25 protein-coding genes are annotated in these 25,079 nt (G+C 69.9%); 15 read left to right on the top strand and 10 right to left on the bottom strand.

The features are described from left to right. Nucleotides 1-7: 7 nt before the first annotated feature. Nucleotides 8-922, bottom strand: coding sequence for a GNAT family N-acetyltransferase (locus AD72_RS07995; RefSeq protein WP_031465776.1), 915 nt, complete (start codon nt 920-922; stop codon nt 8-10). 147 nt (nt 923-1,069) lie between these two features. Between AD72_RS07995 and AD72_RS08000 the strand changes: the two genes are divergently transcribed. The 10 genes from AD72_RS08000 (at nt 1,070) to AD72_RS08045 (ending at nt 11,035) form a co-directional block, all read left to right on the top strand. Continuing rightward, the gene (locus AD72_RS08000; protein WP_031465777.1) at nt 1,070-1,855 is read left to right on the top strand and encodes a DUF1684 domain-containing protein; all 786 of its coding nucleotides are present in this window, start codon (nt 1,070-1,072) and stop codon (nt 1,853-1,855) included. A gap of 57 nt (nt 1,856-1,912) precedes the next feature. Beyond that, complete coding sequence (locus AD72_RS08005) at nt 1,913-2,875, top strand: helix-turn-helix transcriptional regulator (RefSeq protein ID WP_031465778.1); 963 nt, start codon at nt 1,913-1,915, stop codon at nt 2,873-2,875. Further along, the gene (locus tag AD72_RS08010) at nt 2,872-3,837 is read left to right on the top strand and encodes a helix-turn-helix transcriptional regulator (RefSeq protein ID WP_031465779.1); all 966 of its coding nucleotides are present in this window, start codon (nt 2,872-2,874) and stop codon (nt 3,835-3,837) included. Before AD72_RS08005 ends, AD72_RS08010 begins: the two co-directional genes overlap by 4 nt. Nucleotides 3,838-3,876: 39 nt before the next feature. After that, complete coding sequence (locus tag AD72_RS08015) at nt 3,877-4,140, top strand: hypothetical protein (protein ID WP_031465780.1); 264 nt, start codon at nt 3,877-3,879, stop codon at nt 4,138-4,140. A gap of 9 nt (nt 4,141-4,149) precedes the next feature. Continuing rightward, a complete protein-coding gene (gene tatA, locus AD72_RS08020; protein WP_031465781.1) occupies nt 4,150-4,485 on the top strand; it encodes a Sec-independent protein translocase subunit TatA in 336 nt (111 codons plus the stop codon). Between the two features lie 93 nt (nt 4,486-4,578). Next, on the top strand, nt 4,579-5,517 hold the full coding sequence (tatC, locus tag AD72_RS08025; protein ID WP_031465782.1) for a twin-arginine translocase subunit TatC: 939 nt from the start codon (nt 4,579-4,581) through the stop codon (nt 5,515-5,517). Nucleotides 5,518-5,534: 17 nt separating this feature from the next. After that, a complete protein-coding gene (locus tag AD72_RS08030; protein WP_031465783.1) occupies nt 5,535-8,288 on the top strand; it encodes a DEAD/DEAH box helicase in 2,754 nt (917 codons plus the stop codon). Nucleotides 8,289-8,358: 70 nt separating this feature from the next. Further along, on the top strand, nt 8,359-9,117 hold the full coding sequence (locus AD72_RS35240; RefSeq protein WP_082468806.1) for a DUF4333 domain-containing protein: 759 nt from the start codon (nt 8,359-8,361) through the stop codon (nt 9,115-9,117). Nucleotides 9,118-9,168: 51 nt separating this feature from the next. After that, entirely contained in the window at nt 9,169-10,335 is a 1,167-nt protein-coding gene (locus AD72_RS08040) for a GNAT family N-acetyltransferase (RefSeq protein WP_031465785.1), read from the top strand. Nucleotides 10,336-10,339: 4 nt separating this feature from the next. Then, nucleotides 10,340-11,035, top strand: coding sequence for an aspartate/glutamate racemase family protein (locus tag AD72_RS08045; RefSeq protein ID WP_031465786.1), 696 nt, complete (start codon nt 10,340-10,342; stop codon nt 11,033-11,035). Between the two features lie 66 nt (nt 11,036-11,101). On the opposite strand, the gene AD72_RS08050 is transcribed toward AD72_RS08045, so the two are convergent. Next, on the bottom strand, nt 11,102-11,734 hold the full coding sequence (locus AD72_RS08050) for a GGDEF domain-containing protein (RefSeq protein WP_051898184.1): 633 nt from the start codon (nt 11,732-11,734) through the stop codon (nt 11,102-11,104). A gap of 169 nt (nt 11,735-11,903) precedes the next feature. On the opposite strand from AD72_RS08050, the gene AD72_RS08055 reads away from it, so the two are divergent. Then, complete coding sequence (locus tag AD72_RS08055; RefSeq protein WP_051898187.1) at nt 11,904-15,170, top strand: AfsR/SARP family transcriptional regulator; 3,267 nt, start codon at nt 11,904-11,906, stop codon at nt 15,168-15,170. On the opposite strand, the gene AD72_RS36405 is transcribed toward AD72_RS08055, so the two are convergent. The 6 genes from AD72_RS36405 to AD72_RS08080 form a co-directional block, all read right to left on the bottom strand. Continuing rightward, nucleotides 15,140-15,301 carry a hypothetical protein gene (locus AD72_RS36405; RefSeq protein ID WP_156365083.1) on the bottom strand — a complete coding sequence of 54 codons (162 nt, stop codon included), beginning with the start codon at nt 15,299-15,301 and terminating at the stop codon, nt 15,140-15,142. The genes AD72_RS08055 and AD72_RS36405 overlap by 31 nt on opposite strands. A gap of 59 nt (nt 15,302-15,360) precedes the next feature. Then, the gene (locus tag AD72_RS08060) at nt 15,361-16,599 is read right to left on the bottom strand and encodes an MFS transporter (RefSeq protein WP_051898192.1); all 1,239 of its coding nucleotides are present in this window, start codon (nt 16,597-16,599) and stop codon (nt 15,361-15,363) included. 78 nt (nt 16,600-16,677) lie between these two features. Then, nucleotides 16,678-17,583, bottom strand: coding sequence for a T3SS effector HopA1 family protein (locus AD72_RS08065; RefSeq protein WP_051898194.1), 906 nt, complete (start codon nt 17,581-17,583; stop codon nt 16,678-16,680). Beyond that, the gene (gene lxmK / locus AD72_RS08070; RefSeq protein ID WP_082468808.1) at nt 17,574-18,572 is read right to left on the bottom strand and encodes a class V lanthionine synthetase subunit LxmK; all 999 of its coding nucleotides are present in this window, start codon (nt 18,570-18,572) and stop codon (nt 17,574-17,576) included. Before lxmK ends, AD72_RS08065 begins: the two co-directional genes overlap by 10 nt. 32 nt (nt 18,573-18,604) lie before the next feature. Continuing rightward, a complete protein-coding gene (locus AD72_RS08075) occupies nt 18,605-19,540 on the bottom strand; it encodes a 5'-3' exonuclease (protein ID WP_037345164.1) in 936 nt (311 codons plus the stop codon). Between the two features lie 10 nt (nt 19,541-19,550). After that, a complete protein-coding gene (locus AD72_RS08080) occupies nt 19,551-20,084 on the bottom strand; it encodes a nucleoside deaminase (protein ID WP_051898197.1) in 534 nt (177 codons plus the stop codon). Between the two features lie 100 nt (nt 20,085-20,184). On the opposite strand from AD72_RS08080, the gene AD72_RS08085 reads away from it, so the two are divergent. From AD72_RS08085 to AD72_RS08100, 4 genes are read left to right on the top strand one after another with little or no spacing between them, the layout of a single operon-like run. Beyond that, a complete protein-coding gene (locus AD72_RS08085; RefSeq protein ID WP_031465794.1) occupies nt 20,185-20,748 on the top strand; it encodes a winged helix-turn-helix domain-containing protein in 564 nt (187 codons plus the stop codon). Beyond that, entirely contained in the window at nt 20,745-21,962 is a 1,218-nt protein-coding gene (locus AD72_RS08090; protein ID WP_197284900.1) for an MFS transporter, read from the top strand. Before AD72_RS08085 ends, AD72_RS08090 begins: the two co-directional genes overlap by 4 nt. After that, complete coding sequence (locus AD72_RS08095) at nt 21,959-23,029, top strand: M24 family metallopeptidase (protein WP_156365085.1); 1,071 nt, start codon at nt 21,959-21,961, stop codon at nt 23,027-23,029. The genes AD72_RS08090 and AD72_RS08095 overlap by 4 nt, the downstream gene beginning before the upstream one ends. Continuing rightward, complete coding sequence (locus tag AD72_RS08100; RefSeq protein ID WP_031465797.1) at nt 23,026-23,475, top strand: Lrp/AsnC family transcriptional regulator; 450 nt, start codon at nt 23,026-23,028, stop codon at nt 23,473-23,475. Before AD72_RS08095 ends, AD72_RS08100 begins: the two co-directional genes overlap by 4 nt. Here the strand turns inward: AD72_RS08100 and AD72_RS08105 are convergent. Together AD72_RS08105 and AD72_RS08110 are read right to left on the bottom strand one after the other, a co-directional pair. Then, entirely contained in the window at nt 23,472-23,984 is a 513-nt protein-coding gene (locus tag AD72_RS08105) for a TrmH family RNA methyltransferase (RefSeq protein WP_031465798.1), read from the bottom strand. The two genes, AD72_RS08100 and AD72_RS08105, sit on opposite strands and share 4 nt — an antisense overlap. Continuing rightward, nucleotides 23,977-25,041 (bottom strand): GDSL-type esterase/lipase family protein, encoded by a 1,065-nt coding sequence (locus tag AD72_RS08110; RefSeq protein ID WP_031465799.1) that lies wholly within the window; start codon nt 25,039-25,041, stop codon nt 23,977-23,979. The genes AD72_RS08105 and AD72_RS08110 overlap by 8 nt, the downstream gene beginning before the upstream one ends. Nucleotides 25,042-25,079 lie beyond the last annotated feature (38 nt).

A 25,079-nucleotide genomic window follows, 5' to 3' on the forward strand; every position in this document is an offset into this window, starting at 1 on the left:
GACGGGTTCACGGGGCCAGCGAGTGCGCGTACACCCAGCCCCGCCGGGTGCACGAGACCAGCCGGAATCCGAGCGCGGCGTTGATCGCCAGCATCGGGGCGTTGCCCGCGTCGTTCTCCGTCTCCACCTCGCCGACCTCGGGGTGCGCGCGGGCGATCCGCTCGAGCATCGCGATCTTGAGCAGCGCGCCGATCCCGTTCCCGCGATGACTGGGCAGCACGACCGTGGTGAGCTGCTCGGCCCGCCGGGTTCCGGTGAACACGACCAGTTCGGCGTACCCGACGATGGCCCCGGTCCGCGTCTCGATCGCCGCGGCAGTGTGCAGCACGTTGCCCTGTTTGGCCACCCGGTTGGGCAGCATCGCGAGCGCCTTCGCCGGATCGTGCAGCACCCCGGGAAGACCGCCGGAGGGCATGTCCCCGCTGTCCCGTTTGGCGGCCAGCATCGCGGGGCCCAGATCCTCGGGCGGGATACCGCGCCATTCGCGCACCGTGTAGCCGGGTACCTCCTTGGCCCGCGGCAGCGCGGCGGGCAGTCGCAGCCGCAGCCGGTTCACCGCCGAGTCGGTGCGGAAACCGTGTGCCGTGAAGAACCCGGCCGCCGGGGTTCCGTCCGTCGCGGTGCCGAACAGCTGGGAGTACCGGTGGCGGTAGGCGCCCTCCGCGCAGGTGCGCAGCAGTTCGGTGCCGATTCCGGTCCTGCGGTGCGCGGGCGCCACATCCAGGGCGACATCCGCTTCGGTGGCCATGCGCAGTGCCGCGGCACCGGCCGGACGGCCCGACAGGAAGGCGAGGTAGTGCTGTTCGCGGGCCGGGGGAGGAGCGGGCTCACCGAGCGCGAAGCCGGCGAGCAGTTCCCGTTCGATCGGACCGGGCGCGAGTATTTCCTCGATACGGCACGGGATCCGCTCCGCTGCCGTCATCGCCCCTCCAGAACACCTTCGCGCCCCATCGACGGGTGCGCACCGCAGGAACCGTAGTGCACGCCCCGTGACACACCGCGTCCGGTTGCCGGGTTCCCAGGATGTGAACGGGGAAATGCCGGTTCGCGGGCGCCGGTTCTGCAGGCCATGAGCACCGCGACGGAGAACTTCACCGAGGACTGGCGCGCCTGGCACACCGCGCGCGAACGCGAACTGGCGGCCGCACACGGCTGGCTGTCCATCACCCGCCTGGAATGGCTCGGTACCGAGCCGACCAGGTTTCCCGGCCTTCCGGGTACCTGGTGGTACTCCGGGGACACCGGACATGTGCGCGCCGAGCCCGGAGACGGCCTCGACCTCGTCGGCGAGCAGACCTACCGGCTCGGGGCGACCGCGCCGGGCGAGCTGATCGGCTGGGGCGAGCGCCGGATCGAGCTCGCCCACCGCGGCGCGGCGTACAACATCCGGGTGCACGATCCGGAAGCACCGGTGCTGCGCGACTTTCGCGGGGTGCCCGCCTACGAGCCGGACCCGGAGTGGGTGATCGAGGCCGAGTTCCTGCCGTTCGACCAGCCGAGGCCGGTGACGGTCGGCGCGGTCGTGGAAGGGCTCGCGCACGTGTACACCTCGCCAGGAGAGGTGCGCTTCTCGTACGGCGGTGCGCGCCACACGCTCACCGCGTTCAACGGCAAACACGGCGGACTCTCCATCCTGTTCACCGACGAGACCAGTGGGGTGACCACCTATCCGGCGAACCGCAGCCTGCCTGCCGCGCCGCCGCGGGAGGGCACCGTGATCCTGGACTTCAATCGCGCGGTGAACCTGCCCTGCGCGTTCATCGACCTGGCCACCTGCCCACTGCCGCCGCAGGGCAATCACCTCGGCTTCGCGGTGACCGCGGGAGAGAAGATCCCGCACGAGCGAGCCGGTTGACGACACGAGGGGCAGGGCCTGACCGCACACCTGTTCGATAGGAGTTAAGCTTGCCCCGTGTCGACCACACGCGCCGAACGGCTGGTCAACCTCGTGATCTGCCTGCTCGCGACCCGGCAGTACCTCCCGGCGGAGCGCATCCGCGGGCTGGTTGCCGGTTACGGGGACGCGCCGAGTGACGAGGCGTTCTCCCGCATGTTCGAACGCGACAAGGCGGAACTGCGTGACCTCGGCGTTCCGCTGGAGACCGGCCGCAATTCGATCATCGACCCGAGCGACGGGTACCGCATCGCCCGGCGCGACTACGAACTCAGCGATATCGAGCTCGAACCGGACGAGGCGGCGGCCGTCGCCCTCGCCGCGCGCCTGTGGGACTCCCCGCAGCTGACCGGCGCCGCTTCCGGGGCACTGCGCAAGCTGCGCGCCGCCGGGGTGGATGTCGAGGACGGCAGCGGGGCGGTGCAGCCCAAGGTGCGCACGAACGAGCCGTCCTTCGCGCCGCTGCTCGCCGCGGTCAACGAACGCAAGGCAGTCCGGTTCCCCTACCGCAGGCCGGGTTCCACCGAACCGGCGGTGCGCTCCGTGGAGCCCTGGGGCGTGGTGTCCTGGCGCGGCAGGTGGTACGTGGTCGGCCACGACCGGGACCGGAACGCGGCGCGCTGCTTCCGCCTCTCCCGCGTCGTCGGGGAGGTGCGCACGGTCGGCCGGGCCGGTGCGGTGGTCCGCCCGGACGGGGTGAACCTGCTCGACTACGTCACCGAGACCGATCCCGAACCCGTGCCGGTGAGCGTCTGGGTCGCCGAGGGCAGGGCGCACGGGGTCCGGCGCAAGGGCAACTCGCGCGGGCAGCGCACGATCGGCGGACGGGACGGCGAGGTGTTCGAACTCGAGCTCGCCCACCTGGAGTCCTCGGCGGACTGGCTCGCCGGGCACGGCCCGGATGTGCTGGTGCTCGAGCCGGAGACGCTGCGCAAGAACGTGGTCAACCGCTGGCTCGCCGCGGTCGGAGGGAAACGGTGACGGCCACGAGCGACCGGGTGCCCCGGTTGCTCGCCCTCGTGCCGTACTTCCTGGCCCGCCCGGGCATCGAGCTCGCCGAGGCCGCGCGCGACTTCGACGTGACCCCGCGGCAACTGCGCAGGGACCTCGAGCTGCTCTGGATGTGCGGTCTGCCCGGATACGGCCCCGGTGACCTGATCGACCTCTCGTTCGAGGGGGACACGGTCACGGTCACCTTCGACGCCGGGATCCGCCGCCCGCTCAAGCTCACCGCGGCCGAGGCCACCGCACTGCTGGTGGCGTTGCGCGCGCTCGCCGAGACCCCGGGGGTCACCGACACCGACGCGGTACGCAGGGCACTGGCCAAGATCGAGACCGCCGCGGGCGGGGCCGAGGCTCCGGTGGTGGTCGGGCTCACCGAGACCAGGGGAGTCGACGAGCAGGTGCGTGCCACCGTGCGTGAGGGCCTGGACGCCGGGCGTGCGCTCTGGATCCGCTACTACACGGTCGCCCGCGACGAGATCAGCGATCGCACGGTCGACCCGATGCGGCTGCTGCTCGTCGAGGGCCGCAGCTACCTGGAGGCCTGGTGCCGTAGTGCCGAGGGGGTGCGGCTGTTCCGGCTGGACCGCATCGACGAGGTACGGGTGCTGGACGAGGCCTCGGCGCCCCCGGCGGATGCGGAGCCGACCGATCTGTCCGACGGGCTGTTCCGGCCGAATCCGGCGCAGCCGGTGGCCACCCTGCTCATCGGGCCGGAGGCGCGCTGGGTCGCGGAGTATTACCCGGTCGAGGACCTGGTCGAACTGGAGGACGGTTCGGCTCGGGTGCGGATGCGGTACGCGGACGAATCCTGGATGGTGCGCCTGCTGCTCTCGGTCGCCGGGGATGTGCGGGTCGAGGCGCCGGAACAGTTGGCGGCGGCGGTGGTGCGGCGCGCGGGTGAGGCGCTCGAACTGGCCGAACTGGAGTCGGTACGGTGAACGGTACGAACGCGACGAGCGAGTGAGGAGCCGAGCAGGTTGACGGAGTCATTCCTGGTTCCCGCCCTGGTCGCGGCGGGTGGCCTGGTGCTGCTGGTGGTCGTGGCGGTCTGGCTCCTGGTGCTCGTGCGCCGGTTCACCATGATCGTGCGGTACAGCAGGGGCCGGTTCGATGGAAGGTCCCAGGCGCTGCGTGCGGAGGTAACAGGCGTGCGAAGCGCGATTGACCAGCGGAGGACGAACGGCTCCTTCCGGTTCACCGATCGAGGACGAGCGCGTACCATCACGAGTGCGCAAGAGTGAGGAGTGGGCATGTTCAGTGGTCTGCAAGGTTGGCACATCATCGTGATCGTGGTCGCGATCGTCCTCTTGTTCGGCGCCAAGCGCCTGCCGGATGCCGCCAAGGGCATCGGCAAGTCGCTGCGCATCTTCAAGTCGGAGACCAAGGCCATGCGTGAGCAGGACGGCGAGGCGGGCGCGGACGCCACGGCCCCGGCCGCCGAACAGCTGCCCTCGGCCCAGCCGAACGTCGCACCGCAGCAGCAGTACGCGGCCCCGCAGCAGAACACCGCCGCCCAGGCGGAACAGGTGTCGCAGCAGGCGCCCCAGCAGTCCGGCCAGGCACAGCCCTCGGCCGAAGCCAAGTAAACCTCAGCGGTGGATACCTCGGCGTTCCGTCCACGAGGCGGTCGCAAGGAGGCGCGCGAGCGGCGCAGCAGGCGGAAGAACCCCGACGGCTCGATGACGCTCGTCGAGCACCTCTACGAGCTGCGCTACCGGTTGAGCATGGCGCTGCTCGCGGCGCTGGCCGGTGCGATCGTGTGCTGCCTGTGGTTCAACTTCACCATCGGCTCGCTGCCGACGCTGTCCGACATCGTGATGCACCCGTATTGCAGCGGCACCACGAACACGCTGCTCGATCAGGTCGGCGGCAAGGGCTCGAAGGACTGCGGCCTGCTGCAGACCAAGCCGTTCGAGGCGTTCTCGGTGCTGCTCAAGGTCGGCATCACCACTGGTGTCGTGCTGACCAGCCCGCTGTGGCTGCACCAGGTGTGGGCGTTCATCACCCCCGGCCTGCGCAAGCGGGAGCGCCGCTTCGGCGTCAGCTTCGTGGCGTTCGGCTCGGTGCTGTTTGTGCTCGGCGCGGTCGTCGCCTACTTCGTGCTCCCGGAAGCCCTGCGGGTGCTCACCAACGTCGCGGGCACCGGGATGGTCACCGCGTTCTCGGCGAGCGACTACGTCGGCTTCCTGATCAACCTGCTGGTCATCTTCGGGATCAGTTTCGAGCTCCCGCTCGTCGTGGTGATGCTCAACTTCGCGGGCGTGCTGCGCTACGAGAAGATCAAGCGCTGGCGGCGCGGCATCTTCTTCGCGATCGTGATCTTCTCCGCACTGGTCACCCCGGGTTCGGATGCCCTGTCCATGGTGGTGCTCGGTGCGGCGCTGTGCGTGCTGTTCGAGCTCGCCGTGCAGATCTCGCGCATGCACGACAAGCGCCTGGCCAAACGGCGCAAGGACGAGGGCTGGGACCTCGAGGACCCGGACACCGCATCGCCACTGGACCACACCCCGGAACCGGTGCTGAGCGAACCGGCTCAGCCCGCCCCGGCACCGATCGCGCTCGCCGAACCGGCCCAGGAGCCGCCGCCGCGCAACCGCTGGTACGACGACGCGACCTGATATGACAGCCTTGACGCGTGGCTGAACCCGTTTCGACCCGCACTCCCGCCGAATCGTTCAGTGCCGCCCGGGAGCGCACGGCGAATCCGAAGCTCGCCGAGTTCTCCGGCCTGCTGTCCTTCGAGCTCGATCCCTTCCAGGCGCAGGCCTGCCGTGCCCTGGAGGGTGGGCACGGTGTGCTCGTCTGCGCCCCGACCGGCGCGGGCAAGACCGTGGTCGGCGAGTTCGCGGTGCACCTCGCGCTCACCGGCGGTGGCAAGTGCTTCTACACCACGCCGATCAAGGCACTGTCCAACCAGAAGTTCGCCGACCTCGTCGAACGCTACGGCGCGGACAACGTCGGTCTGCTCACCGGTGACTCGAGCGTGCGCTCGGATGCCCCGATCGTCGTGATGACGACCGAGGTGCTGCGCAACATGCTCTACGCGGGCTCGCCGACGCTCATCGGGCTCGAATACGTGGTCATGGACGAGGTGCACTACCTCGCCGACCGGTTCCGCGGCGCGGTGTGGGAAGAGGTCATCCTGCACCTGCCCGACGATGTGCGGCTGGTCAGCCTGTCCGCGACCGTGTCCAACGCCGAGGAGTTCGGTGAGTGGCTGGTCGAGGTGCGCGGGGACACCGCGGTCGTGGTGGACGAGCACCGCCCGGTGCCGCTGTGGCAGCACATGATGCTCGGCTCCGAGCTGATGGACCTGTTCGGCGGCAAGGAGGGCAAGGACGGCACCGGCATCAACCCCCGGCTCAAGCGGCGCGCCGAGGAACTGGGCAGGCGGTTCCCGCAGTTCGACCGGCGCGGACCGAAGGACAGGGGAAGGCGCCCGCCGCGGTTCCGCCCGCCGAGCAGGGTGGAAGTGCTCAACCGGCTGGACGCGGACGGGCTGTTGCCGGCGATCGTGTTCGTGTTCTCCCGTGCGGGCTGCGACGCCGCGGTGGACATGTGTGTGCGCGCGGGCCTGCGGCTGACCACGAATGCCGAGGGGGCCCAGATCCGCGAGATCGTCGAACGGCACACCCGCGACCTGCCCAAGGCCGACCTGCAGGTGCTCGGCTTCTGGGAGTGGTCGGCCGCACTGGAACGCGGGGTCGCCGCGCACCACGCCGGGCTGCTTCCCGCGTTCAAGGAAGCCGTCGAGGAACTGTTCGTCCGCGGGCTGGTCAAGGCGGTGTTCGCGACCGAGACCCTGGCCCTGGGCATCAACATGCCCGCCCGCACCGTGGTGCTCGAGCGGCTGGTGAAGTACAACGGCGAGGCGCACGTCGAGCTGACCCCGGGGGAGTACACCCAGCTCACCGGGCGGGCCGGGCGCCGCGGTATCGACGTGGAGGGGCACGCCGTCGTGCTGTGGCAGCCCGGCATGGACCCCAAACAGGTCGCCGGGTTGGCCTCCACCCGTACCTATCCGCTGCGTTCCTCCTTCCGGCCCGGTTACAACATGGCGATCAACCTGGTCGCCGCGTTCGGCGCGGACGCCGCCCGCGAACTGCTCGAACAGTCCTTCGCCCAGTTCCAGACCGACCGCTCGGTGGTCGGCATGGCGCGCAGGGTGGAGCGCAACAAGGAAGCGCTCGAGGGCTATGCCGAGGCCATGCACTGTCACCTCGGGGATTTCGCCGAATACGCGGAACTGCGGGCCCGGCTCGGCGAGCGGGAGAAGGCGCTGGCCCGCGGTGACCGGGGTACCCGCCGCGCGGAGGCCCTCGCCTCACTGGAACGGCTGCGCAAGGGCGATGTGATCGTGGTGCCCTCGGGCAGGCGTGCCGGGCTCGCGGTGGTCGTGGATCCCGGGCTGCACCCGAACAAGGAACCGCACCCGGTCGTGGTCACCGAATCCCGCTGGGGCGGCCAGCTCTCCTCGGCGGACTTCACCGAACCGGTCGAGGCCCTGGACCGGATCCGGCTGCCCAAACAGGTCAACTGGCGTTCGCCGCAGGTGCGCAAGGACGTCGCGGCGAGCCTGCGCAACAGCGACGCCCGGCCGCCGAAACGCGGCAGGTCCCGCTCGCGTGCCGCGGACGACGCGGAACTCGCCGAGCTGCGTGCGGCCCTGCGCGCGCACCCCTGCCACGGTTGCGCGGATCGGGAGACGCACGCGCGCTGGGCCGAACGTCATCGCAAACTGCGCGCCGAGACCGCGAGCCTGGAGTCCAAGGTGGCGGGCAAGACGCATTCGCTGGCCCGTTCCTTCGACCGGATCCGCGCCCTGCTCGCCGAACGCGGTTATCTCGCCAAGGGCCCGGAAGGCGAGCAGGTGGTCACCGAGCACGGCAACCGGCTGGCCCGGCTGTACTCCGAATCGGACCTGCTCGCCGCCGAGTGCCTGCGCGAGGGTGCCTGGGAAGGGCTCGGTCCCGAGGAGCTCGCCGCGGTCGTCTCGGTGCTCGTGTTCGAGGCGCGCCGCGACTCGCCGGTCGCCGCGCGGGTACCGGCTGGCGCGGTCCAGGAGGCCATCGAGGCCACCAACCGGGTGTGGTCCCGGCTCGAGGCGGACGAACGGCGGCACAAGCTGGATCGCACCCGGGAACCGGACGCGGGCTTCGCGTGGCCGGTGTTCCGCTGGGCGCGCGGGGAAACCCTGGAACAGGTGCTCTCCTCCGCGGAGGCGAACGGCCAGGATCTGCTCGCCGGGGACTTCGTGCGCTGGTGCCGCCAGGTGATCGACATGCTCGACCAGATCGATTCGGTGCTGGGCCGCGAGGATCCGCTCGGGGCGAACGCGCACCGTGCGGTGCGGGCGATCCGCCGTGGTGTGGTGGAACTCGGGACCTGACGGAGACGGGGTTCCCGGTGTGATTTGATCGCTGGCACACTCGGAGTGCAGCGGTGCAGAAGGGCGCGAGATGACGAATCCGTACGGGCCTCAGGGCGGTCAGATTCCCCCCTGGGACCGGCAACCGCCGCAAGGCGGCGGACAACAACCACAGCAACCGTACGGACAGCCGCAGCCCGGTTACGCCCAGCCCGGATATCCCCAGTCCGGTCAGCCGCAGCAGTACCCCGGCTACGGACCGGCGCCGCAGCCCGGACCACCCCAGCAGCCGCCACAACCGCAGCAGCCCTACGGCCAGCCACCGCAGGGACACGGCCAGCCCGGCGGGTTCGGTTCCCCTCATCCGTACGCCCCGCCGCCGCAACAGCAACCACAGCCACCGCAGCAGCCCTACGGTCCGCAGTACGGGCAGCAGCAGTATGCCCAACAGCAGTACCTCCAGCAGCGTTACCCGCAGCAGCAGTTCGGCCAGGGCGGGCAGCCTCCGTTCGGCCAGCAGCCGAAACCCAAGGGGAACACCAGGATCTGGGGACTCGTCACCCTCGTCGTGGTGGTCATCGCGGTGCTCGCGGTGTTGCTGTTCGCCTGGCCGGGCTGGCTGAACACCAAGGTGTTCGACAAGGCGAAGATGGAGCAGGACGTGCAGTCGGTGCTCGTCGACAAGTACAAGATCGACGGCGCCAAGGATGTCAGCTGCCCGGGGGACCAGGCGGTGGAGCAGGGCAACACCTTCGACTGCCAGGTCACGGTGAACGGCGACCAGAAGAAGGTCACCATCAAGGTCAGCGATGCGGGCAGCGCCACCTACGACGTCTCGCAGCCGCACTAGCACCGGCTAATTCCATCGCGCCCGATCGTCCGATTCGGGCAGGATGAGCGTATGCACGAGGTTCGCGTACTCCACCCCGATCAGCACCGCGCCGCCACCGACGTCTTCCTCGACACGCTGCACGAACGCCCGGTCGAGGACCGGATGTGGGAACACCACGCGGAAGCGTTCGAACCGGGGCGGATGCTCGGCGCCTACGCGGACGGGGAGCTGGTCGCGACCGCCGGTTCGTTCCCTTCCGCGGTGCGGGTCCCGGGCGGGGCGAGCGTGCCGATGGCCGCGGTCACGAACGTCGGGGTGCGCGCGGACCATACCCGCAAGGGCGTGCTCACCTCGCTGAAACGCAGCCTGTTCGGCGAGCTTCGGGAACCGGTCGCGGGACTGCACGCGAGCGAGGCCGGGATCTACGGGCGGTTCGGGTATGGCATCGCCACCCGCTCGATCACGGTGACCGTGGACCGGAACAAGGCCCGCACCAAGAACCCCGGCACCGTGCGGATGGTGCCCGTGGAGGAGGCGGCGAAGCTGCTTCCCGAACTGCACGAGCGGATCGGGTTCGCGCGCGCCGGGGCGATGCACCGCCCGGCGGGCTGGTGGACGGGCATGGCCGCGGAACGCGAGCAGCGTGGTAAGCACACGGTGGTGGTGCACCGGAACGCGGAGGGTACCGAGGACGGCTACGTCATGTACGGCATCCACCGCCCCGGCGAGCAGCGCGAACTCACCGTGAAGGAATTCTGGGCCGCCACCCCGGACACCTATGCCGAGCTGTGGCGCTACATCCTTTCGGTGGACCTCGTCGGTACGGTCGTCGCGCCCGACCGGCCCCGCGATGAGCCGCTCGACCTGCTGCTCGAGGACCCACGCGCGGCGCGGATCACCAACTCCTTGGACGAACTGTGGCTCCGGCTGCTGGATGTGCCCGCCGCGCTCGCCGCACGAACCTACGGCCCGGGTTCGGTGGTGCTCGGGGTACACGACGAATTCCTCCCGGAGAACTCCGGCAGCTATCGGATCGGCGCGGAGGGCGCCATGCGGGTCGAGGAGGACCCGGAGCTGCGCTGCGATGTGCGGGACCTCGCCACGCTCTACCTCGGCGACCGGAGCCCATCGGAGCTCGCCTTCGCCGGACGCCTGACGGGACCGGACGAGGCGATCGGTCGCGCGGACGCCGTGTTACGCACCGAGCGGCCGCCGTGGTCCGGAACGGATTTCTGAGCCGATGCGCCAACGGGTCATCGGGCTGCTCGGCGGAATGAGCTGGGAGAGCAGCGCGGAGTACTACCGGCTGCTCAACGAGCTCGTCGCCGCCCGGCTCGGCGGGCTGCACTCGGCTCGGTGCGTGCTGGCCTCGCTGGATTTCGCCGAAGTGGAACGGATGCAGGCCGATGGGGACTGGGCGGCCGCCGGTGAACTGCTCGCCGGGGCGGCACGCGGCCTCGAAGCGGCGGGCGCGGAGTTCCTGCTGGTGTGCACCAACACGATGCACAAGGTCGCGGACGTGGTGCAGGCCGCGGTCTCGATCCCGTTGCTGCACCTGGCCGACGCGACCGCCGAGGCGGTGCACGCGGCGGGGATCGGCACGGTCGGTCTGCTGGGCACCGCGTTCACCATGGAGCAGGACTTCTACCGGGAACGACTCGAACGACAGGGACTGAGCGTGCTGCTGCCCGGCGCGCGGGACCGGGCCGAGGTGCACCGGGTGATCTACGAGGAACTCTGCCGTGGCCGGGTCCTGGCCGAATCCCGGGCCTACTACCGCACTGTCATCGAACGGCTCACCGAAGCCGGGGCACAGGGCGTCATCCTCGGCTGCACCGAGATCGAACTGCTCATCACCCAGTCGGACAGCCCGATTCCGGTGTTCCCGACGACCAGATTGCACGCCGAGGCGGCGGTGCGCCGAGCGCTCGAATAGCTCCGGTTCACCGCACGGGGCGGCGTCGACGACCGCGGCGAGCACGGCAACCCGCCGCGCGCGGAATCAGCTCGCGAGCGCGGCCGGTGCCTCGGGCACCGCGGGCGCCAGGCGCGGCGGACGTTCGGCCATCTCCACCCGGTCGCGTCCGTGCCGCTTCGCGGAGAGCAGTGCCCCGTCGGCACGCCGCAACAGCTCGGGCAACGGGCTGTGGAACGCGCCGGTGTGCGTGGCCATACCGATCGAAGCGGTCAGTCCCTCGACGATCACCGGTTCGCCATCGGTGTCCAGCGCGGTGACCGGGGTGACCCGCAACTGGTGCCGGATACGGTGCGCGACCGAACATCCCTGGGTGGCGTCTCCCGGGAGCAACACGAGGAACTCGTCCCCGCCGTAGCGCCCGACGATATCGCCGCGCCGTACTCCTTTCGCGATACCGGCCGCGGCCGTTCGCAGTATCTGATCCCCGGCCAGATGGCCGTACGTATCGTTGATCTCCTTGAACCGGTCCAAGTCGATGATCAGCAGCACCTGAGGGAGAGCGCGGCGGTCGGCGAGCAGCCGCTCGGCCCGGTCCTCCCATCCCCACCGGTCGAGCAGGCCGGTCAGCCGGTCGATATTCCGTCCCTCGAATGCTTGACCGCAGTATTGACAGTGCTGTTGCGACACCGGGACCACCTCCGCTTCACTGCTTGCCACGCAGCGTTCCATCGAGCGACGACGAATCGCGGTCACTGCGCGGACAGAAGCCTGTTTCCGCAGGAAGGCACCCTTGACTAGGGGGTGAACGGCTGACAATGTCGAACGATCAGCCCTGGGTGGTACGCGCCGTACCCAGCGTATCCTCGCCGGGTTTGGGAGTGGGACGATGGCGGGTGTTGAATTCCGGATTCTCGGTGACCTCGAGGTGTCCTTCGACGGTGAACCCGCCGCGTTCGGTGGTCCCAAACTCCGGATTCTGCTCGCCACCTTGCTGCTCGAATGGAACCGCACGGTACGCCTCGCCGATCTGACCGAGCGCCTGTGGCATCCGGAACCGCCCGGATCGGCCCGGACCACGGTACAGACCTACGTGCAGCGGCTGCGGCGCCTACTGGACACCCCGGAGCGGCTAGTGACCGTCGGCAACGGTTATCGCATCCTCGCCGAGCAGTACGAGCTGGACCTCGCCCGCTTTCGGGCGGCGGTCGCGCGGGCACAGCAGCTGAGTGTTCCGGCCGAGAAGGCCGAGCTGCTGCGGGAAGCACTGAACCAGTGGCGTGGCCGCCCACTGGCGAACATCCACTCCGAGGTGATCCAGACCGTCGACGTGCCCCGGCTCGAGGAGGAATGGCTCGACACCGCGCAGCAGCGGTTCGACGTGGAGCTCCAACTCGGCAGGCACCTCGACGTGGTCCGCGAGCTGCAGACACTGGCCGGGGCACATCCGACGCGGGAGGATCTGCACGGTCAGTGGATGCTCGCGCTGTACCGGTCCGGGCGGCAGGCGGAAGCGCTCGGTGTGTTCCACCAGATCAGGAATGTGCTCGCCGAACAGCTCGGGATCGACCCGAACAAGGATCTGCAACGGCTCTATCAGCGGATTCTCAACGAGGACCCGGGCATCGACCGGCCGGTCGTGCACGAGACGATCCTGGCTCCGAGTATCGCGGTGCCCCGCGAACTGCCCGCCGATATCGGTGACTTCGTCGGACGCGAGGACATCGAGGCCCGGCTGATCACCGCACTGAGTTCCGAGCTGCGGTCGATGTTCGCGATCTCCGGTCAGCCCGGAATCGGGAAGACCGCCTTCGCCGTGCACATCGCCCACGAGGTGGGCAAACATTTCCCGGACGGGCAGCTCTACGCCAACCTCGAAGGGTATTCGGCCACCCAGCCCGTCACCGCGGTCCAGGTGCTCGCCCGGTTCGTGGTGGCCCTCGGCGTCTCCGCGCATCAGGTGCCCGTCGGCCGTGAGGAACTCCTCGCGCTGTACCGGACCCTGCTCGCCGACCGGCGCGTGCTCGTCGTGCTGGACAATGCCGCCGATCCGAGCCAGGTACGGCCGCTGCTGCCGACCGCGGGAGGGAGCGCGGCGATCGTCACCAGCCGTAACCAGTTGCGCGGCCTGACGGCCTTGCAGGGAGTGCACGCCGTTCATCTCGAGGTGCTCAGCGCCGAGCAGGGGCTGGCACTGCTGTCCGGGATACTCGGGGAACAACGGGTGCGGGCCGAACGGGACGAGGCCGCCGAGCTCGTCGAACTGTGCGGGTTTCTTCCGCTGGCCATTCGGATCGCCGCGGCCAATCTGTATTCGCGCGCCCATGAGTCGATCCACGCCTACATCCGCGAGCTGAACGGACCCGGACGGCTCGCCTCGTTCGACATCGAGGGAGATGAAGAGGCGACCCTGCGCGCGGCCTTCGATCTGTCCTACTCGAATCTCGCACCCCGCGCGGCGCGGGTGTTCCGGTTGCTGGGCGCGCTACCGGGGCAGGACTTCACCATCGAGGTGGCCGCCGCTTTCCTCGGCTCGCCCTTCCCGGATACCGCGCGGCTCCTCGATCACCTGGTGGCGGCGAGCCTGGTGAGCCACCACAGCTCCGGCAGGCTCTGGATGCACGATCTCATCCGGCTCTACGCGATCGAACGATGCGAGCAGGAGGAATCGGCGGCCGAGCTCATCAAGGCGCGCGGCCGACTCGTGGACTTCTACTTCCGCAAGACATCCGCCGCTGCCGAACTGACCCAGCCGATGCGCGCACGACTGCCGCCATCCTCGGATGAGATACAACCGGAAACCGAGTTCGCGGATGCGCAGGATGCGATGGCGTGGTTCGACGCGGAATGCACCAACATGATCGTGACGATCCAACAGCTTCGCGACACGGGGCACCGAGGACAGGTGATCAGGCTGGCTGAAGCGATCCGGCCGGTTCTGATTACCAACATGCGACATCTGCCCGAGGCGTTGGGCGCGTATCGCGCCCTGTTGCAATCGGCGATCGAGGCGGACGACGTACACACCGAGGCGGCGATGCACCACGCGATCGGTGCACTGCTGGAACGAAGCCTGGAACACGCTCCGGCGATTCACCACTTCACCAGGGAACTGCGTGCACACCGAATCGATGGATCCTTGGCGAGCCAAGCGCGGGCGTTGATCAGCCTGGGCAACGTGCTCTACATGACGGGAGAACTCGAGCGAGCCGGCGCTTGTCTCAGCGAGGGAGTCAAGCTCGCCGAACAGGCCGGGGAAGAATTCCTGCTCTCGTTCGGAAGGTTGAACCAAGCGGCCGTGGAATCCCGGCATGGACGGCTGGATGCGGCCGAGCAGGCAGCGCGCGAGGCGATCACGATCAACGAACACTCCGCGGCGCGAGCGACAGCGGATGATCCGCGCCGGATTCTCGGCGAGGTTCTGGTGCAGCGCGGCGCCTACCGGGAAGCGATCGCGGAGCTCGGGCTGGCTCTCGATTCCCTGCGGGCCACGCTCTCGCCGTATTGCCAGGCATTGACCCAATGTCAGCTGGCGCTCGCGCACAACGCGATCGGCGAGGTGGTGACTGCGCAACGGTATGCCCAAGAGGCTTTCGAGACCGCCCGCGAGGAGGAAGCACTCGACGAAGAAGCGGAAGCCTTGGTTTCGCTGGTTTCCGTGGATCCGGACATGGCTTGGCAGGCTCGCCACGACGCCCTCGAACACGCGGTGCAGCTGTGCCGCAGGGTGGATCATCGCTATATGGAGGCGACGGCCCTGTACGAACTCGCCGAGCTGCACGTAGGGATGGGGGAACACGGTCACGCCAGGATGCGGGCCGAGCACAGCATGAGGATCAGCGAAGAATTCGGTTACCAGGTGCTGCACGGCCGGGCCGAGCTCGTGCTGGCGCGGGCAGAACTGGCCGCGGGTACGGCCGGTACAGCGATCGAGCATGCCGAGCGCGCCGCAGAGGCACTCGCACCTACCGGTGCGGTGGTGGATCATGCGCACAGCCTGACCGTGCTCGGCACCGCGAAGCGGGCGCTGGGTGCCGAGCAGGACGCTCGAGATTCCTGGCAGCACGCCCTTCGATGTTTGGCGGACACGGACCTGCCGGACGGAGCGGAATCGGTGGTTGCGCTCTACTCGCTGCTCGATACCAATTCGGCGTGAGAATGCGATTCCGCTCCGAGGTGGATTATCGTTCCCGGTCGGGCGTACAGCAGCTGGTCCGAGGGAACACTGGCGAGTTCTTCGTCGCTGGTGAAGGTGCGGTATCCGGCGAAAAGATCGTGCAGTTCCATGGTGGGCTCCGTCCAATGCGAACAGATTCCATCGTGTCATGTTCGGGCGGCGATACCAATCAGCTCTCCGTGAGCTGCGGTTCGCGCGGTGTGCCGCTGAGCTGCCACACGGCCGGGAGTGCCAGCATGCCCAGGCAGGAGACCCCGACCAGCACGGCGGCGCCGATCAGTGTGGTGCGGGTGCCGACTCCGGCTGCGATGGGACCGGCAAGGGCCTGACCGAGCGGAGTGAGACCGAGTGAGACCAGCCAGTCGTAGGACATCACCCGGGACAGCGACTGGGCCGGAATCCGCTGCTGCACGGTAGTCTGCCAGAGCGCGTTCAGCACGGTGAGCCCGCCGTACATGAACCCGGCGGCCACCGCGATCACCGGAGCGGTCACCGGGACGGCGAGCAGCGCGGGCGGGACGCAGCCGAGGGCCAGCGCGAGGTTCCCCACGACCAGCGGGCGCCGCGGGCGGATACGCAGCGCCACGAACGCACCGATCAGCCCGCCGACGGCCGCCCCCTGCGCGATCATGCCCCAGGAAACCTGACCGCCGAGCATCGTCACCGCCACGAGCGGGCCGAGCGTCTGGTACGCCGAGCGGGCCAGGTTCCAGCAGGAATGCGCGATCAGGTTCGTCCAGTACCAGGTGTGCCGCCAGAGCTCGCGCCAGCCCTGGCGCAGTTCGGTCCAGAATCCGGCGCGTTCGGCGGGGACGTGCGCGACCCGCAACAGTGCGAGGGTGCCGAGGCTGATCGCGTAGGTGACCGCGTTGGCCAGCATCGCCCATCCCGCACCGACCGTCACCGCGAGTGTGGTGGCGATGGCGGGCCCGAGCACGATGCCGATCTGTTTGGAGAGCCCGAGCAGCGCGTTCGCCGAGGGCAGCTGAGTGGTCGCGACCGTGGCGGGCACGATCGCGTCCGAGGCGGGCCAGAAGAAGGCGTTCGCCGTTCCGGCACAGGCCGCGAAGATCATCAGATGCGGGATGTGCACCCCGCTGACCAGCAGTTCGGTGCCCATCGCCGTCTGGGCGGCGAGGTTGAGCACATCGGCGGAGAACATCACCCAGCGCCGGGGCAGCCGGTCCGCCCAGACCCCGCCGACCAGCAGCAGGACCAGTTGCGGAACCGCTTCCGCGGCCAGCACCAGGCCGAGGTCCGCCGCCGATCCGGTGCCCTTGATGATCGCCAGGGTCAGCGCGACGGGCAGGATCCCGTCGCCGAGCAGGGACATGGAACGGCCGATCCACAGCAGGAGGAACTTGCGGTTGCCGAGTGGCCCGGCGATTTCCCGCAGTCTTCCCACCATTCCCCCTGTTCGGCGTTGGCTCTGCAGTGTACGAGTCCGGTTACCGACGGAAGCCGGCTCCGGGAATTATGTTGCACATCACAACTCTGGGGAAGAGGTGTTCCGGTGCGGGCTGACGGGATCGATGCCGTATTCCAGCAGCGTCGCCGCCACGGTCTCCGCGCGAGTCCGGTCCGGTTCGCTGCGGGCGTGCCGGAGCAGCCCATCGGCGACGGCCAGGCAGCGATGGGTGCCGAAACCGCGGCCCGCGGCGTCCGCGAGTGGTTCCCAGGCCATCGCCAGTCCCGGTGCGAGCCGGTGCGCGAACAACGAGGTCTGCGTGCCGGTCCACGGGCCCGCGAGCGCGACGACATCGGCGAGTACGGTCCGCGCGGCCGGTCCGAGGTACAGCACGAGCGCGTCCCGGCGTGGCGACAGGCTCCGGGCCGAGACGACCTTGGCGCGATAGGGCACCGAACGTTCCTCGAGTGCGCCGAGCAGCGTCCGCCAAGCCGAGACGGTGTGTTCCGGATCGGTCAGGTGCGCGTAGACCCGCAGTAGGTGTTCACCGGTGAGGCCATGGCCACGGGAACCGTCCACGAGGAGGTACCCCGGTGAGCGGCGCGGACGGCAGGCTCCGATGCCGATGGTGACGGTGCCCGCATCGGGCCTTCCCCGCAGCGCGGCGGCGGGCACCCGGACCCGGACCCCGTCCAGCCACACGGTGAGCTCCTCCGGGGTGGCGGCAACGAGTCGCGCGTCCCGCCGGGTTTCCGCATGGGGCACGGCGGCACGCAGTTCCCGTTCGAACCCCGCGTCCGGTTCCGGGGGGTCGGTGTTCGCCGCTCCGGTGTGCCAGCGCGCGTAGAACTCCCCGGCCAGGACGGTACGCAGGTCCTCGGTGCTCGCGGCCACGAGCATCCGGCCGCCGACTCGGGCGCGGGGCGGATCGAGGTGCACCGTCTCGAGGGCCGCGGCGAGCCCGGGGGAGAGGATCAGCGGCACAGCCCCACCGCCTCGGTGAGGTCGGCGGGGGACAGCAGTGCCACGCGGCCGATCCCTACGGCGGCCCGCTCGACCGGATGCAGGCGGGCCCGGGAACGGGCGATCGCGAGCACCCGGTCGATCTGGTGCCAGCCCGCGAATGCCACCGAGCGGCGCGCGAGCTTCTCGTCGGCCCCGGTGCGGGCGGACCGGTAGGTAGACCAGAACTCCGCAACCAGGGGCCGGGTGCTCCCGAAGTCCGCGATCCCGGCCGCCGCTCCCGATCCGATCTTCCGCGCCGAGCGGTACAGCCATTCGCCGAGGAACGCGCCGATATCGCGGGCTGGATCGGTGCGACAGGCCTGATCCCAGTCGGCCAGCCAGATTCCTCCCGCGCCGAGCAGGAGCTGATCCAGCCGGAGATCCGCGTGACACGGCACCGGTGCGACCGCGCGTGCCTCCTCGGCCAGCCGGGTTGCCGCGGCCGCGAGCTCCCCGTCCCCGTGCAGTATCCCGAGCAGCTCCAGCTCTGCCCCGCTCGCTTCGAGGAAAGCGGGCAGCGTGACGGACTCGAGGAGCGCGACCGGCGGATGCGGCTGTTCGGCGGGCCGCAGTGGGCAGTCCCCGGCGACCGGGGCGCCGTGCAGCAGGGCGAGGATCCGGCCGAGCTCGGCCGCCGCGGGAACGTCGAAGCTGCCCTGCTCGGCCGCGCGCAACCCGTCGACGGTGCCGCGCAGGTGCGCGAACACGATGAGCGATTCCCGTGTATCCCAGCCGAGGCAGCGCGGCCGGGGCAGGTCCGGCAGGGTGACGGCGAACCGTTCGAAGGCCACCGCACGCGCGAACACCGCCGGATCGGTGATGTGTTTGACGAAGACTGGCGCACCCTGGCGGGTGACTCCGGTGATGGCGCGCCAGCGTCCCCGGTGCTCGGTCACCGATTCGCGGCGCAACGGACCCAGTCCGAGGCGCTCGAGCAGCGAGTCGGTCACCTGGAGCTCGGTCCGCACAGCCGCAGGCTAGTCCCGGGCGGGCCTGCGCGTCAGCCGTTGAGCGCGGCGATCAACCGGTCCACGCTGCCGCCGAGGTTCCACCGCTGCTGGAGCTCGCGCAGGGCCGCTTCGTCGGCGGGCCCATCCGGCACGGCGTCCGATGTGGACAGTTCGACCCCGGCATCCGCGGCGACCGCGACTACCTTCGGGGCCACCGCGAGGTAGTCGCCCGCGTCGAGGAAACGCTGCCGCATCTTCGCGGTGAACGGGGAACCGGGATCGGCGGCCAGTTCGATGAGCGCTTGCAGGCTGCCGTGCTCGGTGATGAGTTTCGCCGCGGTCTTCTCACCGATCCCGGCGACACCGGGCAGGCCGTCCGAGGGGTCCCCGCGCATGATGGACATGTCCAGATACGCCTTGCCGGTGCCGTGCTCGGGGAGGCCGTACTTCGCCGCCAGCGCCTGCTCGTCCAGGGTTTCGGCCTTCGCCCAGCCGCGCCCGTTGTAGATCACCCGGACCCGGGTGGGTTCGGCGCGCACCAGCTGGAACAGGTCCCGGTCCCCGGTGATCACCTCGACCGGATCGGTGCTCTCGGCCGTGGTGAGTGTGCCGATCACGTCGTCCGCCTCGAATCCCGCCGCCTCACCGGTCGCGATGCCCGCCGCGGCGAGCACGTCCAGGATGATCGGCACCTGCGGGCCGAGCGTGTCCGGCACCTCCTCCTCGGCGCCGCCGGAGCCCTCCGCGACCCGGTGCGCCTTGTAGGAGGGCAGCAGATCGACCCGGAACTGCGGGCGCCAGTCCGCGTCCAGACAGGCGACGAGCCGTTTGGGGCGCCGATCGGTGAGCACCCGGGCCACCGTGTCGGTGAACCCGCGCACCGCGTTCACCGAGGTGCCGTCGGGGGCGGTGAGCGAGTCCGGCTGCGCGAAGTAGGCGCGGAAATACAGGCTCGCGGAGTCGAGCAGGACCAGGGGAGCGTTCACCCGGCGCAGTCTACCCAGCGCCGGGGCCCGGTTCCCGGTTCGCGTGTCCGGCCGCGGGAGCACCGGCGACCCGGCGTTCGCCGCCGTTGCGCTCCTGCCAGTACGCGTAGACCGCCACGGCGGCCTCGCGGGGCTCGTAACGCATCGGCAGCCGGCGCTCGCCGTACTCCTTGGCGAACTCGGCATAGAAGGTACCCAGTTCGAAGTACTTGCGGTCGTCGACGTAGTGCGGTTCGTAGGACTCGCGGGTGGTGAGGAAGACGACCTCGTCCGGGGAGCAGTAGTACAGCGAGCCGAGGCACATCGGGCACGGGTGCGCCAGCACGTAGATCGTGGTGCCGGTCAGGTGCTCGGTGCCGAGCCGGGTGCACGCCGCGCGGATGGCGAGGATCTCGGCGTGCGCGGTCGGATCGCTGGTCTGGGCGACCTGGTTGGCGCTCTCCGCGAGCACGGCGCCGTCCTTGGCGATGACGGTCGCGAACGGGCGGCCGCCCTCGGTGACGTTCTGCCTGGCGAGGTCGATGGTGCGCTGGACGAAGTCCACGGAAGTCCTCCGGATGCCGGGTTCTGCTGGGGGAACCCTAGCGAGACCAACCACAAAGAAGTGTTTGCAAATGAGCCTTTGCGGTCGTACGGTCTTCCGCATGAACGAACGCTGGGTATCCCTCGACGCCAAACGACTCCGGGCCATGGGGCATCCGCTTCGGCTGCGCCTGCTCGGGCTGCTGCGCATGGACGGCCCGTCCACGGCGACCGCGCTCGGCCGCCGGATCGGGGAGAACTCGGCGAACACGAGCTGGCATCTGCGCCAACTCGCCGAGGCGGGCATGGTCGTGGAGGACACCGAGCGGGGCAACCGCAGGGAGCGCTGGTGGGCAGCGGCGCACGAGGTCACCACGATGGATGTGGAACAGCTCGCCGCCGATCCGGAGCTGGCGGGTTCGGTCGGTGCCTACCTGCACGCGGCGAACGCGCTGCACTACGAGTGGATGGGCAACTTCATCAGCGAGCTGCCGAGCTGGCCGCAGGAATGGCAGCGGGCGAGCGAGCTCTCCGACCGCCGGATGTTCCTGAGCGCCGAACAGGCCGAGGAACTCACCGAGCGGATGGCCGAACTGATCGAGTCGTACCACCGCGAGCCCGAACCGGGGGACGCGGAGGTGCACGTGCAGTGGCGACTGGCCCCGCTGCGCGGGTACCAGCCATGAGACCCGCGGTGGCCGGGCTCGCCGCAGCCGCGGGGATCTCCGGGCTCGGCACGGGCATCACCGCGGTCGCGCTCCCGTGGTTCGTGCTGGAGACCACCGGGCGCGGCACCGATCTGGGTCTGGTGCTGCTCGCCGAGACGGCAGGCATCGTGTTCGTGAACGCCTTCGCGGGCCCGCTGATCGACCGGCTCGGGCCACGCCGGTGCGCGGTGCTGTTCGACCTGCTCGCCTGCGTGGTCGTCCTCGCGGTTCCGATACTGCACCAGGGGGACCTGCTCAGCCTGCCGCTGCTGGTCGCGCTCGCCCTGTGCCTCGGCCTTTCCAGGGGCCCGGCGGACGCGGCCCGTGCGGTCCTCATCCCGGACATCGCGAGCCGGGCGCGCGTCCGGGTGGAGCGGGTGACCACGGGTTTCGACGCCCCGCTGCAGGGCGGCCGCGCACTGGGCGCCCCGGTCGCGGCCGCGCTCATCGCGGCGAGCGGGGCACCGGCCGCGCTGTACGCGGACGCGGCCAGTTTCGTGCTGTCCTCGCTGATCACCCTTGCCACGATCGCCGAGGTGCGCCGCGTCCGGGCGGGGGAGCCGTACCTGCGCCAGCTCCGCGCCGGGATCGCCTTTCTGCACCGGGACCGGCTGCTGCGCTCGATCCTGTACGCCGTCATGGTGATGAACGCGCTCAACGCGGGATTCAGCTCGACCCTGCTGATCGCGTACGGCAAGCAGGTGCTGCATTCGGCGACCGCGGTGTCGGTGATCCTCGCCGTCTCCGGGGCGTCCCTGATCCTGGGCTCGGTGCTGTTCTCCACGTTCGGGCTCGGACTGCGGCGCTGGCCGGTGGTGACCTTCTGCTACCTGCTCTGGTTCGCCCCGCGCATGGTGGTGTTCCTGTTCCCCGTCCCGCTGTGGGTGCTGGTGCTCGTGGTGGGCACCGCGATGCTGCTGTTCGGCCCGCTCAACCCGATCTACGACGCGGTGAAGGCCGAACGGGTGCCACCGGAGCTGCGCGCCAGGGTGTTCGGCGCGATCGGCGCGGCCGCCATGTTCGGGGTGCCGCTCGGGCAGGGAATCGCCGGTGTGCTGATGGACGGAATCGGCCTGCTGCCCGCGATCGCGGCATTCGCCGGATTCGGTGCGGTGATGTCCTTGTCTCCCTTGGTGTTCCGCGCATGGCGGGACCTGGACCGGGCACCGCTTACCGCTACAGTGGGCGGATGACGCGTTTGCAGCGGGCACGTGAGGCGGCACGGGAGCGCGGCGTGGACGCGCTGCTGGTCACCCCGGGGCCCGACCTCCGGTACCTGATCGGCGCCGGCGGGGAATCGCACGAGCGGCTGACCTGCCTGGTGCTCCCGGTCGACCGGGACCCGGTGCTGGTCGTGCCGAAGCTGGAGCACGCCGGCTACGGCGAACTCCCGGTCGCGACCCGTACCTGGATCGACGGCGAGGACCCGCACGCACTGGTCGCCGACCTCACCGGGAACGCGGCGACGGTGGCGCTCGCCGATGCGATGCCCGCCATGCACGTGCTCCCGCTCGGGCAGCGGCTCCCGGCCGCGCGCCAGGTGCTCGCCGCGCCGATCCTGCGGGAGCTGCGCATGCGCAAGGACGAGACCGAGATCGCCGAACTGGCCTCGGTCGGCGCCGCGATCGACCGGGTGCACGCGCGGGTTCCCGAGGTGCTGCGGGCCGGGCGCACCGAGGCCGAGGTCGGCGCGGACATCGAGGCGCTGATCGTGGCCGAGGGACACGAATCCGCGGCCTTCGTGATCGTGGGATCCGGGCCCAACGGAGCCAGCCCGCACCACGAGGTCTCGCAGCGGCGCATCGAACACGGCGATTTCGTGGTCGTGGACATCGGCGGGCCGAACCCGGCCGGGTACAACTCCGACTCCACCCGCACCTACGTGGTCGGTGAGCCCGCCCCCGAACGGGCCGAGATCTACGAGGTGCTGCGGCGCGCCCAGCAGGCCGCCGTGGACGCGGTCCGTCCCGGGGCCACCGCGGAATCGATCGACGCCGCGGCCCGTTCGATCATCGCCGAGGCGGGTCACGGGGAACGGTTCATCCACCGCACCGGCCACGGGATCGGGCTCGACGTGCACGAGGAGCCCTACATCGTCGAGGGCAACGGACTGGAACTCGCCGAGGGAATGGCCTTCTCGGTGGAGCCCGGCGTGTACTTCGCGGGCGAGTGGGGCGCACGGATCGAGGACATCGTCCTGGTCACCGCCGACGGGGTCCGCCCACTGAATACGCAACCACACGAACTGGTGGCGGTATGACCGAACTCGAACCGACCGACGCGGCGATCGTTCGGGCGCTCACCGAGGACGGCAGGCGCTCGTTCACCGAACTGGCCGAGCACGTCGGCCTCTCGGTTTCCGCGGTGCACCAGCGGGTGCGCAGGCTCGAACAGCGCGGAGTGCTGCGTGGCTACACCGCGCGGGTGGATCCCGAACAGCTCGGGATGCCGATGACCGCGCTGATCTCGCTGACCCCGTTCGACCCGTCCGCTCCGGACGACTACCCGAAACGGCTGGAGCACCTCAGCCAGATCGAGTCCTGCTACTCGGTCGCGGGCGACGAGTCCTACATCCTGCTGGTCCGGGTCGCCTCGCCCGGTGGCCTCGAAGAGCTGCTGCAGCAGATCAGGGCGGCCGCGAACGTCTCGACCCGGACCACCGTGGTGCTCTCCACGCCGTACGAGCACCGCTCACCGGCCGTCTAACCCGAGCGCAGCGCGTACAGCGCGATCCCGGAGGCCACCGAGACGTTCAGCGAGTCCTTGGTGCCGTGCATCGGGATCTCCAGCAACTCGTCGCAGCTGGCGCGCAATTTCACCGGGATCCCGTGCACTTCCTCGCCGAGCAGCAGCGCGAGCTTGGCCGGTGGCCGATAGCCGGCGAGGTTCACCGCACGGTCGTCCACCTCGAGTCCCGCGATCGTGTAGCCCTCGGCACGCAACTCGGCCAGCAGCGCGCTGATCCCGGGATGGTGCAGGCAGCGCACCGTTTCCTCGGCACCGAGCGCGGACTTGTGGATCTTGTGCCCGAGCCGGGAGATCAGCTCCGGTGACCGGGTGTCGTCCCGCTGCCGGGGATAGGGCGTGTACCCGGTGCAGTACACGGTGTGCACCGCGAACACATCCGCGGTACGCAGCAGGGCACCGACGTTGTACGCCGAGCGCATGTTGTGCGCGATGACGACGAGCTCGGTGCGCTCCGGGTACTCAGTCATCGGCTGGTTGGGGCTGCAGTGTCCTGTCCTCGCCCGCGACGCAGGCCGCCTTGCGGTCGGTACCCGAGACGAACGCAGACAGGCAGCGAGCGAAGGCGGCGTGCCCGGCGGCGTTCGGGTGGAACGAGGACGCGATGGCGTGGTCCGCCCTGGCCAGGACCCGCAGGTCGGTCCAGTCGACCTTGAGCCGGTTGAACCATTCGCCGTCCGGTTTCTGTTTGGGCCCGTTGTCGTTCATGGTCCCGCTGCACGCCTCGTGCCCGAAACCGGCGCGGGACATGTCCAGATAACGGGCACCGACCGCGTCCGCCGCCCGGCGCAGTCCACCGTCGAGGGAACCGACACCCTTGCCGCGCACCCAGTTCAGGTCCGGTCCGGTGAACGGGCAGCCGTTGAGATTGCGCAGCTGCTCGCGCGCGTCCGGGCCGACCGGGGCCGCATAGGACTGCACGATCAGCTGATAGGCGTCGTCCCGGTAACCGGCTTTGTGCATGACATCCCGGACACCGCGCAGCGCGCCGGTCACCTTCGGCACCATCGCGTCCACCCGGGATTTCCACTCACCGCCGAATCCTTCCGAGCACGGGGAGCCGAAGAGGCTGGCCTCGATGCACTTGGCGAGCAGCCCGGAGAAATCCGGCGCGTCATTGGCCCCGACGGTCACCACGATCGCCCCGACCGGGTGCTGTTTGGCGATCTTCGCGAGCTCGGCGGTCTGCGGGGGCTCCCGGTACCGGCCGCCCTTGGTGATGTCCGAGGAACGTGCACCCGAGCAGGCCAGGTTGTAGCGGAACGGGTAGCCATCGATCCGGGTCCGCAGCACCTCAGCCACCGTCGAGCGGTGGCAGAAGTTGCCGTCCTTGCCGTCGGTGTCCGCCGTGTAGGAGCCCGCCCCCTCACCGGAGGCCACACTGTCCCCGAGTGCGACGATCGCCTTCGGCACCGGTGGCGGAGCCGGTCTGCCGGGTCCACCGGTGCCGAGCCAGACGGCCCCGGTCACCACGATCGCGATGACGACGACGCCCAGTACCGTCCATTTCCACCATCGCGCGCGCATCGTCGCTCAGTCTACGCAGCCCGTGGCCGCCGCCGACC

The organism is Sciscionella sediminilitoris (assembly GCF_000737195.2).
In the GTDB taxonomy this organism is placed as follows: domain Bacteria; phylum Actinomycetota; class Actinomycetes; order Mycobacteriales; family Pseudonocardiaceae; genus Sciscionella; species Sciscionella sediminilitoris.

Bases quoted from the DNA above. Each gene is read 5' to 3' on its own strand.
- AD72_RS08045 (WP_031465786.1), top strand. From the start codon at position 10,340: ATGCGCCAACGGGTCATCGGGCTGCTCGGCGGAATGAGCTGGGAGAGC.
- AD72_RS35240 (WP_082468806.1), top strand. From the start codon at position 8,359: ATGACGAATCCGTACGGGCCTCAGGGCGGTCAGATTCCCCCCTGGGAC.
- AD72_RS08100 (WP_031465797.1), top strand. From the start codon at position 23,026: ATGACCGAACTCGAACCGACCGACGCGGCGATCGTTCGGGCGCTCACC.
- AD72_RS36405 (WP_156365083.1), bottom strand. From the start codon at position 15,301: ATGGAACTGCACGATCTTTTCGCCGGATACCGCACCTTCACCAGCGAC.
- AD72_RS08000 (WP_031465777.1), top strand. From the start codon at position 1,070: ATGAGCACCGCGACGGAGAACTTCACCGAGGACTGGCGCGCCTGGCAC.
- AD72_RS08105 (WP_031465798.1), bottom strand. From the start codon at position 23,984: ATGACTGAGTACCCGGAGCGCACCGAGCTCGTCGTCATCGCGCACAAC.
- tatA (WP_031465781.1), top strand. From the start codon at position 4,150: ATGTTCAGTGGTCTGCAAGGTTGGCACATCATCGTGATCGTGGTCGCG.
- AD72_RS08055 (WP_051898187.1), top strand. From the start codon at position 11,904: ATGGCGGGTGTTGAATTCCGGATTCTCGGTGACCTCGAGGTGTCCTTC.
- AD72_RS08085 (WP_031465794.1), top strand. From the start codon at position 20,185: ATGAACGAACGCTGGGTATCCCTCGACGCCAAACGACTCCGGGCCATG.
- AD72_RS08095 (WP_156365085.1), top strand. From the start codon at position 21,959: ATGACGCGTTTGCAGCGGGCACGTGAGGCGGCACGGGAGCGCGGCGTG.
- tatC (WP_031465782.1), top strand. From the start codon at position 4,579: ATGACGCTCGTCGAGCACCTCTACGAGCTGCGCTACCGGTTGAGCATG.
- AD72_RS08060 (WP_051898192.1), bottom strand. From the start codon at position 16,599: ATGGTGGGAAGACTGCGGGAAATCGCCGGGCCACTCGGCAACCGCAAG.
- AD72_RS08110 (WP_031465799.1), bottom strand. From the start codon at position 25,041: ATGCGCGCGCGATGGTGGAAATGGACGGTACTGGGCGTCGTCGTCATC.
- AD72_RS07995 (WP_031465776.1), bottom strand. From the start codon at position 922: ATGACGGCAGCGGAGCGGATCCCGTGCCGTATCGAGGAAATACTCGCG.
- AD72_RS08090 (WP_197284900.1), top strand. From the start codon at position 20,745: ATGAGACCCGCGGTGGCCGGGCTCGCCGCAGCCGCGGGGATCTCCGGG.
- AD72_RS08040 (WP_031465785.1), top strand. From the start codon at position 9,169: ATGCACGAGGTTCGCGTACTCCACCCCGATCAGCACCGCGCCGCCACC.